At 65.3% G+C, this 9,120-nt stretch carries 9 protein-coding genes; 1 reads left to right on the top strand and 8 read right to left on the bottom strand.

Annotated features, from left to right (window positions below):
- Positions 1–929, top strand: a 929-nt coding sequence (locus EN781_RS16845; protein WP_145965528.1) for a P1 family peptidase, incomplete at its 5' end; no start/stop codon positions are given.
- A 49-nt stretch (positions 930–978) separates the two neighbouring features.
- Here EN781_RS16845 and EN781_RS16840 read toward each other — a convergent pair.
- The 8 genes from EN781_RS16840 to EN781_RS16805 form a co-directional block, all read right to left on the bottom strand.
- Positions 979–1,233 (bottom strand): DUF768 domain-containing protein, encoded by a 255-nt coding sequence (locus EN781_RS16840; protein ID WP_126056423.1) that lies wholly within the window; start codon positions 1,231–1,233, stop codon positions 979–981.
- A gap of 415 nt (positions 1,234–1,648) precedes the next feature.
- The gene (locus EN781_RS16835) at positions 1,649–2,560 is read right to left on the bottom strand and encodes an ABC transporter permease (RefSeq protein WP_126056424.1); all 912 of its coding nucleotides are present in this window, start codon (positions 2,558–2,560) and stop codon (positions 1,649–1,651) included.
- A complete protein-coding gene (locus EN781_RS16830) occupies positions 2,557–3,657 on the bottom strand; it encodes an ABC transporter permease (RefSeq protein WP_126056425.1) in 1,101 nt (366 codons plus the stop codon). Before EN781_RS16830 ends, EN781_RS16835 begins: the two co-directional genes overlap by 4 nt.
- Entirely contained in the window at positions 3,654–5,177 is a 1,524-nt protein-coding gene (locus EN781_RS16825) for an ABC transporter ATP-binding protein (protein WP_127400163.1), read from the bottom strand. Before EN781_RS16825 ends, EN781_RS16830 begins: the two co-directional genes overlap by 4 nt.
- 2 nt (positions 5,178–5,179) lie before the next feature.
- The gene (locus EN781_RS16820) at positions 5,180–6,274 is read right to left on the bottom strand and encodes a BMP family ABC transporter substrate-binding protein (protein ID WP_189347630.1); all 1,095 of its coding nucleotides are present in this window, start codon (positions 6,272–6,274) and stop codon (positions 5,180–5,182) included.
- Positions 6,275–6,300: 26 nt separating this feature from the next.
- Positions 6,301–7,680, bottom strand: a complete 1,380-nt coding sequence (locus EN781_RS16815; protein ID WP_126056427.1) for an amidohydrolase — start codon at positions 7,678–7,680, stop codon at positions 6,301–6,303.
- Between the two features lies 1 nt (position 7,681).
- The gene (locus tag EN781_RS16810; RefSeq protein ID WP_126056428.1) at positions 7,682–8,341 is read right to left on the bottom strand and encodes a glutathione S-transferase family protein; all 660 of its coding nucleotides are present in this window, start codon (positions 8,339–8,341) and stop codon (positions 7,682–7,684) included.
- On the bottom strand, positions 8,338–9,120 hold a 783-nt coding region (locus EN781_RS16805), incomplete at its 5' end, for an aromatic ring-hydroxylating dioxygenase subunit alpha (RefSeq protein ID WP_145965527.1). The genes EN781_RS16805 and EN781_RS16810, both read right to left, overlap by 4 nt.

Below are 9,120 nucleotides of genomic sequence, written 5' to 3'. Positions count from 1 at the left end.
CCGCCATCCTGCCCAGGCCGAAGGCGGAACTCGCCACGCCGGTCCTTGCCGGGGTCTTCAGCCAGAACGGCAATGGCGAGCTGACGGGGTCGCACATCATCGAGGAAACCGGCGCCTTCAATTTCCCGGTCACCATCACCAACACGCATTCCTGCGGCGTCACCCGCGACGGCACGCTGCGCTGGATGCACAAGGTGCTGCCGGCCGCGCTCGACACAGGCTGGGGCCTGCCGGTGGCGGCGGAGACCTATGACGGCTTCCTCAACGACATCAATGGCCATCATGTCAGCTTCGACGATGTGGCCGGCGCCCTCGACAGCGCTGCCGTCGGCGCAATCGAGGAAGGCAGCGTCGGCGGCGGCACCGGCATGATCTCGTTCGGCTTCAAGGCCGGGTCCGGCACCGCCTCGCGCATCGTCGCATGGCAGGACAGCCGCTACACCGTCGGGGTGTTCGTGCAGGCGAATTTCGGCAAGCGGCGCAATTTCACCCTGCGCGGCCAGCGCGTCGGGCCGGATCTCGCCGAACCGGCGATCCGCGAAGGCACACCGCGCGCCGAAAAGGGCTCGATCATCGCCATCGTCGCCACCGACGCGCCCTTGCTGCCGCATCAGATGAAGCGGCTGGCGAGGCGTGTCCCGCTCGGCATCGCCATGACCGGCGGCTACGGCTACCACAGTTCGGGCGACATTTTTCTCGCCTTCTCTACCGCCAACCCGGAGGCCGCGCTGGCGCCGTCAGGCCGGATCGCGCATGCCGATTTCGTCCCTGACGTCGATATCGATCCGTTTTTCGATGCGGTGGTGCAAGGAGTGGAGGAAGCGATCCTCAACGCGCTGGTCGCCAATGAGGACATGACAGGGCGGGACGGCAATTTCGTGCCGGCGCTGCCGAAGGCCTGGCTTCAGGCCAGATTCCCGAACCAGTAGGCGCTGCCTGGGACAGGCGTCCCTCGCCCGGCTGCTCCGGGCCGGGCTATCACTCGGACGGCTTATCCGGATTGGTCTCTTGCTCGCTGGCCTCGGCGGCCTCTTCGAGGCGCGATGCGATCAATTCCTTGATGTCGCCGACCTCTTCCTGGATGTCCTCCAGAAGAATGCCCTCCTCGGCCGCCTTGGCCGCGCACTCCTTGGCAAGGGTCTCGGCCTGCGTCTCGATCTTTGCCGGCGAGTGCTGGCAGTGAACCTTCTCGCCAATCCACTCCCGCAAGAACTCGATCGCATGTTCACTCATACTGCTTTTCCCTAGCGGCTATGCCGGTTGGTAATCATAAACGTCGGCATCCCGCAAAGGATGCATGCTCCCATTCCAGCCGAGTCGGCCTCGCCCGGCAAGTTGATCTTGCCCGAGGTCCACAGGGTGCGAGAGGTGGGAAGGTTCAAGGAACACGTTCTGATCGTTGAGGATGATGGTGGCGGTGGCTGGGATACCCAGCATCATACTATTGTTTCTATTTTGCTTTTCCGGTTTTCAGACCGATTTGCATCACAATAGAGGTCAGCACATTCGCAGCGCCGTCGACCGCACAATACCCAGGGCGCGTCGCCGAAGCCGCCGGTATATAGAGATATCCTCATGCGATGTCGACTCTCCTGGTTCCAGTGCTTCTTTCCGCCGCAATGAGGGGGCCGCCGGGGGTGCTGCGTACCTATCGCTCGAAAGACTCTCCGAGCGAAGCCACGCCGTTGAGCTTGAGCAGGCGCCGGTTCGACGAGATGATGCCAAGTACGATGATTGTCACGAGATAGGGCAGGCTCGACAGAAGTTGCGAGGAAACGCCCAGCCCGGTCGCCTGGGCCGCCAGGCTTGCCAGGGACACGGCGCCGAAGAGGCAGGCGCCGAGGAAGATCCGGCTGGTGAGCCATGTGCCAAAGACGACGAGCGCAATCGCAATCCAGCCGCGCCCGGCGATCATGCCATCGGCCCACAGCGGCGTGTAGACCACGGCTGCGTAGGCGCCGGCGAAACCCGCCAGCACACCGCCGAAGGCGACGGCTGCGAAGCGTACGGCGATCACCGGATAGCCGAGCGCATGCGCCGCCTTGGGGTTCTCACCGACGGCGCGAACGACGAGGCCGGTCTTGGTGTAGGCGAACATCGCCCAGATGGCGACGGTCGCGGCAAGCGAAAGCCACACGACAACGTCCTGGGCGAACAGGCCGCCGAAGACCGGGATATCCGCAAGCCAGGGCAACGAAAGCTTCGGCAGCCCCTTGACCGTGAGGCTTTCATAGCTCTTGCCGAACAGCGCCGAGAGGCCCTGGCCGAGTATGCCGATGGCGAGGCCCACCGCGACCTGGTTGGCGCGGAATCCCAGCGCGATGACAGCAAAGACAAGGGAAAGAGCAGCGCTGGCGAGGCCAGCGGCGAGGAAACCGAGGAGATGCCCGCCGCCTTGATGGACGACGATGAAGGCGATGACCGCCCCGAGGGCCATCAGCCCCTCGATGCCGAGGTTGAGGACGCCGGCCCGCTCGGCCACCAGTTCGCCGAGCGCCGCCAGTAGGAACGGCGTGGCCGCCGCCAGCATCCCGGCGACGATGAACTCGACGGCGTTCATGACGTGCTTCCGTGGACGGCATGGCGCCAGACGAGCCGGTAGCGGACGAAGGCGATGGCGACGAGATAGGCGAGCAGCAGGCTGCCCTGGAAGACCCGGACCGCTGCGACCGGCAGATTTGCCGAGACCATGGCGTTATCGCCACCGATGTAGAGGGCCGCCATCAGCAGCGCGGAAAAGACGATACCGACCGGGTGAAGGCCACCGAGATAGGCGACGATGATGGCGGCGTAGCCGTAGCCGGTCGAGATGGAGCGCTGCAACTGACCAAGCGGGCCAGCCACCTCGGCCGCTCCGGCGAGACCTGCCGCGAAGCCGCCGATGAGCAGCGAAAGCCAGATCGCGCGCCCTTCGTTGAAGCCGGCGTATCCGGCCGCGTGCGGCGCGAGGCCGCCGACCTGCAGCTTGTAGCCAGCGAAACTCTTCTGCATGAAGATCCAGGCGGCGAGGGAGAATGCGAAGGCGACAAGCAGCGAAACATTGACGCGGGTGCCGGGGATCAGGATCGGAACCATCGCATCATACTGGAACATCACCGATTGCGGGAAGTTGAAGCCGTTCGGATCCTTCCATGGGCCGAGAAGCAGATAGTTGAGCAATTGCGCGGCAACCAGCGCCAGCATGAGCGACACGAGAATCTCGTTTGCGTTGAGCCTGACGCGCCAGAAGGCGGTGAGCGATGCCCACAGCGCGCCGCCCAACGCACCGATGACGAGCATGGAGGGCCAGATCCACTGGCCCGTCGCCGCTGGAAACCAGATGGGGATGGCCGATGCGAAGATCGCGCCGAGGACGAACTGGCCCTCGGCGCCAATGTTGAAGACCTTTGCGCGAAAGCCGATCGCAAGCCCCTGCGCGATGAGCAGGAGCGGCCCGGTCTTGAGCAGGACTTCCGAGAACGAGGCCCAGGACAGGAAAGGTTCCAGAAGCATCGTGTGGAAAACGGCCACCGGATCGCGGCCCATCAGGAGGTAGAGCCCGAGATTGAGGAGAGTCGCCAGGCCGAGCGCCACGGGCGGGGCGACCAGCTTCACGGTAAGCGAGGCATGCTCCCGGCGAACCAGAACGGGAAGGAACGGCCTGGAGAGAGCGATCATGCAGGGACTTTCCTGGCCGTCGAATGTGCGCCGATCATGTAGCGGCCGATCTCCTCGGGTCTGGTGTCGCGCGTCACCAATGGCGGGCTCAGCCGGCCCTGATGGATCACCTGGATCGAATCGCAGAGTTCGAACAGCTCCTCCAGTTCCTCCGAGATGACGAGGATGCCCATGCCTTCGTTGCGCAAGGCGACGAGGCGCCGGCGGATGGCGGAGGCCGCGCCGACGTCCACGCCCCAGGTCGGTTGCGCCACGAACAGCAATTTCGGCGACAGCATGATCTCGCGGCCGACGATGAACTTCTGCAGATTGCCCCCCGAGAGCGCGCCGGCCTCCGCTTCGGAACCTGGCGTTCGCACGTCGTATTGGCGGATGCAGTCCTCGGTGAAAGCTTTCGCCCGGGCCGTGTCGACAAGGCCGCGTTTCAGCAGGCCGAACGGATGGGCGGTCAGAAGGCTGTTGAGGACGAGCGACATTTCCGGCACCGCGCCGCGGCCGAGCCGCTCCTCAGGGACGAAAGCGAAGCCCAGCCGGCGGCGTGCCGCCGCATCGAGCGCGCCGACATCCTTTCCCATCATGAAGATACGGTCGGACTTTTCGCGCGGCAGCACCGTCTCGCCCGAGATCAGCGCCGCGAGTTCGCTCTGGCCGTTGCCCGATATGCCCGCGATGCCGAGGATCTCGCCGCCCCGCACCGTCAGGTTGACGTCGGAAAGCGGCACGGCGAAGGGGTCGTCCGGCCGATGGTCGAGGCCGACGATCTCGAGGCGCTTGTCTCCGCCGGAATGCGCGACCCCCGGCATGGGCTGCGGCATGTCGCGGCCGATCATCATGCGGGCGAGGTCGTGCGCGTCATGGTCGCGCGGGTCCACATTGCCGGTGACGCGGCCGCCGCGCAGGATGGTCGCATGGTCGCAGACCGCGCGGATCTCCTCCAGCTTATGCGAGATGAACAGGATGGAAACGCCGCCATCGCGCAGCCGCCGCAACGTCTCGAACAGCTTGTCCACCGATTGCGGCGGCAGGACGGAAGTCGGTTCGTCGAGGATCAGGAGCTGGGGTTCGGTCATCAGGCAGCGGATGATTTCCACCCGCTGCCGCTCCCCGACCGAGAGCGCGTGCACATGGGCGAGCGGATCGACTTCAAGTCCGAAGGCGCGGCCGAGCGCACGGATGCGTTGCGCAAGATCCGATTTGCTTGCGGGCACAACCAGCCGGATGTTCTCCACCACCGTCAGCGTCTCGAACAGGGAGAAATGCTGGAACACCATGCCGATCCCCTTGCGCCTCGCATCTGCCGGGGACGCGAGGGCCAGGGGTTCGCCTTTCCAGATCACCGTTCCGGCGTCGGGCTGCTCGACGCCGTAGATCAGCTTCATCAGCGTCGACTTGCCCGCTCCGTTTTCGCCGAGGATCGCGTGGATCGAGCGCGGAGCCACGTCCAGATCGATGTCTCGATTGGCATGGATCTGGCCGTAGCTCTTGGAGATGCCGCGCAGCGACAGGAGCGGGACGGTCATGGTCACTTGGGCAGCGGCGTGGTGACACCCTTGACGTGCCAGTCCATGGCCACGATCTCGGCCTCGGTCATCGTCTTGCCGGCGGGGACACCCTCGTTGCCATCGGCCTTGGCGATCGGACCGGCAAAGGGCGAGAAGCTGCCGGCGGCGATCTTGGCTTCAACCTCCTTGATTCTGGCCATCATGTCGGCCGGGATACCCGGGTTCCAGTCAACGACCTCGACAACCTTGTCGCCGACACCCAGGAAAGCGTTGCCACCCTTGAAGGTGCCGGCGATGTGGGCGTCGACCGAGGCCTTGAAGAAGGGCGACCAGTCGGTCGCAACACAGCCAAGATAGGTTTTGGGCGCGTATTTCTTCATCGACGAGTTGAGGTTGAAGGCGGGGACGCCGGCCTCCTCGCAGGCCGAGACGACGGAGGGCGTGTCCTGCGCGTTGGAAAAGATCACATCGCATTTCTGCGCCAACAGCGCCTTGGCGGCCTCCTGCTCCTTGGCCGGATCGAACCAGGAGTTCACCCATACGACCGAAACCTCGACATCGGGCCTCACCGCCTGCGCTCCGAGCGTGAAGGCGTTGATGGAGGTGATCAGCTCGGGAATGGCGAAGGCGGAGACCGAGCCGAGCTTGCCGGTCTTTGAAAGCGCGGCTGCCGCCATGCCCATCAGGTAGGTGCCCTGGGAATACTGGGCCGCGAAGGGCGAGAAGTTCGGCGCCACCTGGAAACCGGAAGCGTGCAGCACGGTGACGTCGGGATTGCGGCGTGCGATCTGCAGGGCGCCATTCTGGTAGCCGAAGGAGCCGGCGATCAGGAACTTGTTGCCGTCGGCGACCGCCTTGTTCATGATCCGGTCGGCATCGGGTCCTTCCTGAATGTTCTCGATGACGGTCACCTTCACCTTGTCGCCGTAGGCCGCCTTCACCGGCTCGAGCCCGTCGGCGAGCGCGCGGCCCCAGCCGACATCGCCGACCGGCGACGGGACCACAAGCACGATACCCAGAGGTTCGTCGGCGGCAAACGCGCGGCCGGCCACCGCGGCGACGAGCCCGGAGGCGGCCGCGCCCTTCATCAACGTTCTGCGGGTAAGTTTTGTCAGCATGTCGGTTCCCCTTGTTTTGGTTGCTAAAATTCCACCGTCGCGAGCGCCGCCTCGGCTTGCGCGAACAGCCGGGCCTCGTCGAGGCCCGGGAACTCGCCCTTGGCCCAGACGATGCGGCCGTTGATCATGGTCATGTCGGTCGGCGCGCCGATGCCCACCTTGGCCAGCAGGCTCAGCGGATCGTGCCTGGTGCCGACATAGTCCATGCGCCGCGTGTCGATGGCGAATAGGTCGGCGGCCATGCCGGGCGCCAGCCTGCCGATGTCGCCGCGCCCGAGCAGCGCCGCGCCCCCGGTCGTCGCATAGCCGAGAAAATCGGCCGGCGGCGGCACCGGATGGCCGCGCGTCGACGCCGCCAGGCATTGCAGCATGTAGGCGGAATGGATGCAGTGCATCAGGTTGGAATTGTCGTTCGAGGCGGCGCCGTCGCAGCCCAGACCCACATTGAGCCCGAAGGCCGACATCGCCGGAATGTCGGTGATTTCGGCGCCGACGAGATAGACCGGCTCCGGGCAGTGAGCGACGCCGGTGCCGCTGGCGGCCATCTTGCGCAACTCGTCGTGGGTCAGTTCCCAGCAATGGGCATAGAACGCATCCGGCCCGCAGAAGCCGATCTCCGCGCAATAGTCCACCGTGCGCATGCCGTGACGGGCCTCGATGACCGGGCTTTCGCCCTCGCCGACATGGGTATGCAGGCGCACCCCGCGGTCGCGCGCCAGCGCCACCGATTCCACGAAGGTCTCGCGATAGCAGTTGACCGGCTGGCAGGGCGCGACGACGACCTGGCGCGTGCTGAAAGGACCGGCATCATGATAGGCGTCGATCAGCCGGGCGCAGTCGGCGATGAACTCGTCGGTCGTTTCCAGCATCGCGTCGGGGATGGTCGAGCCTTCCGATTTCGGCAGCGTGTTGCCGCCGCGTCCGGCATGGAAGCGCATGCCGAGGAGTTCGGCCGCTTCGAACTGCCGGTCGACCAGCCGTTTGCCGGCATGCCGCGGAAAGCAATACTGATGGTCGAACGCCGTCGTGCAGCCGTGCTTTATCAACTCGGCCATCGCTGTGACCGACGCGTGGTAGAAGCATTCCTCGGTCAGCCGCGAGAAGACGGGATAGATGCGGTCGAGCCATTCGATGACCGACAGCTTCGTCCAGTCCAGATCGGCGCGGTTGCGCACGAAGCATTGAAAGAAGTGGTGATGGGTGTTGACGAGGCCGGGATAGACAAACCAGCCGGCGGCGTCCCACGCTACCGTCCCGGCGGGCAGCTCCGCCTTGTCGATACCTTCGCCGATGGCGCGTATCGCCGGGCCGTCGGTCAGGACATCGACATTGCGCCGGACGTCAGGACCGTTGCCCTCGTCGACGATGACCGCAGCGCAGTTCTTCAACAGATAGCCAGCCACGTCAGGCCTCGCCGACTTCTGGCACGGGCTCGGGCTTCAGTTCGTGCAGCCGGTGGATGCCGGGCATCTCGATGAAGCCATCGATGGCGCGGATCGCCCGCGACCAGAGCCGGATCGCAGGATAGGGATCGAGCGAAACACCGCCGTCCGGCGCCAGCGCCACATAGGGAAAGCAGGCGATGTCGGCGATCGTCGGCCGGTTCGACGCAAGGAAGCGCTGGCCGCGGATCTGCTGTTCGACAAGGCCAGCCTCCAGCTCCCGCAGGGCCGCTACCCCCTGCCCTTGGAGGACAGCGATATTGCCCGGACGCAGCAGCATCTCGTGCAGGCGCGCGGCGCCCAGGCTGGCGGTAAGCCGGTGCGCGAAGGAAAGCCATTGCTGGACGCGCGCCGCCTGCCCGGCCGTATCGTTGCCCAGCCATTGCGGCGCCACCTTGGCGGCGAGGTAGACCAGCATGGCCGAGGATTCGGTGAGGACAAGATCGCCATCCTCCAGGATCGGGATCGAACCCGCCGGGTTCAGCGCCATGAGCTCAGGACCGCGATGCTCGACACCGGGATGGAAGTCGACAGGGCGGATGTCGAGCGTCACCCCGGTCAGCGCAGCCATGAGGCGCACCTTGTAGCAGCTCGGCGACAGCACGTAGTCGAAGAGCTTCATTGCGCCACCAGTTGCGCGCCGTAGGTGTAGCCATGACGTTTCAGCCAGCGCCGGTAGGCAACCGAGGTGAGGTCCGCTCTCGTGGGGATCTCCATGCCGGGATCCAGCGGCAGCAGCCCCGGAATCTGGTTTTCGAGGATTGACCGGTCCTGGACGAAGATCGTCTGCTGGAAGTGGATGAGGTCCGTCATCGGCGTTTCGTCGTCGAACAGCGCCATCCATGGCCAGACATCGCACAGATCTTCGGCAAGCGGCTGCACGAAAAGCGTGATGACGTCCCATTCACCCGGGCGCGGCGGGCAGGTCTTGTAGAGGATCGAGCAGGTCGGCGCGGGCACGCGATACATGTATTCCGTGGTGATGCCGCCCTCCGCCGACTTGGCGGCCTGCGGCTGGTAGAACTTCACCTGGGTCGCCCAAACCTCGTCTTCGTCCTCCCGGATCTCGACCTTGTAGTTCTGCACCTCGGTGTGCGGTTCGGCCCCCAATATGTCGGTGTGCACGAAAGGAAAATGCGCAATGTCGAGGAAGTTCTCCACCGCGCGCAGCGGCGAGCAGCGCACGCGCACCACCCCGACATCGACGAGCCGGCGGCCGGGCTGATCGGCCTCGGGGATTGCAAACAACGGCTTTTGCGGGTCGCCGAGCGACGACCAGACATGGCCATAGCGGATGCAGGCCGGCAGGGCACGTCCGTTGCCGCCGGTCACCGTCGCGTTCCCGTCTTCGCCGCGCCTCAGCTCGATCGGCTCGCCCATGAGGGCCGTCTTGCGTCCATG

The organism is Mesorhizobium sp. M4A.F.Ca.ET.090.04.2.1 (genome assembly GCF_003999085.1).
GTDB lineage: Bacteria > Pseudomonadota > Alphaproteobacteria > Rhizobiales > Rhizobiaceae > Mesorhizobium.
Note: the sequence above shows the minus strand (reverse complement) of the source record. Positions and strands in the feature narration are given on the sequence as shown.

Coding starts and splice junctions, on each gene's coding strand:
- EN781_RS16825 (WP_127400163.1), bottom strand. CDS start 5,177: ATGACCGTCCCGCTCCTGTCGCTGCGCGGCATCTCCAAGAGCTACGGC.
- EN781_RS16835 (WP_126056424.1), bottom strand. CDS start 2,560: ATGAACGCCGTCGAGTTCATCGTCGCCGGGATGCTGGCGGCGGCCACG.
- EN781_RS16810 (WP_126056428.1), bottom strand. CDS start 8,341: ATGAAGCTCTTCGACTACGTGCTGTCGCCGAGCTGCTACAAGGTGCGC.
- EN781_RS16830 (WP_126056425.1), bottom strand. CDS start 3,657: ATGATCGCTCTCTCCAGGCCGTTCCTTCCCGTTCTGGTTCGCCGGGAG.
- EN781_RS16840 (WP_126056423.1), bottom strand. CDS start 1,233: ATGAGTGAACATGCGATCGAGTTCTTGCGGGAGTGGATTGGCGAGAAG.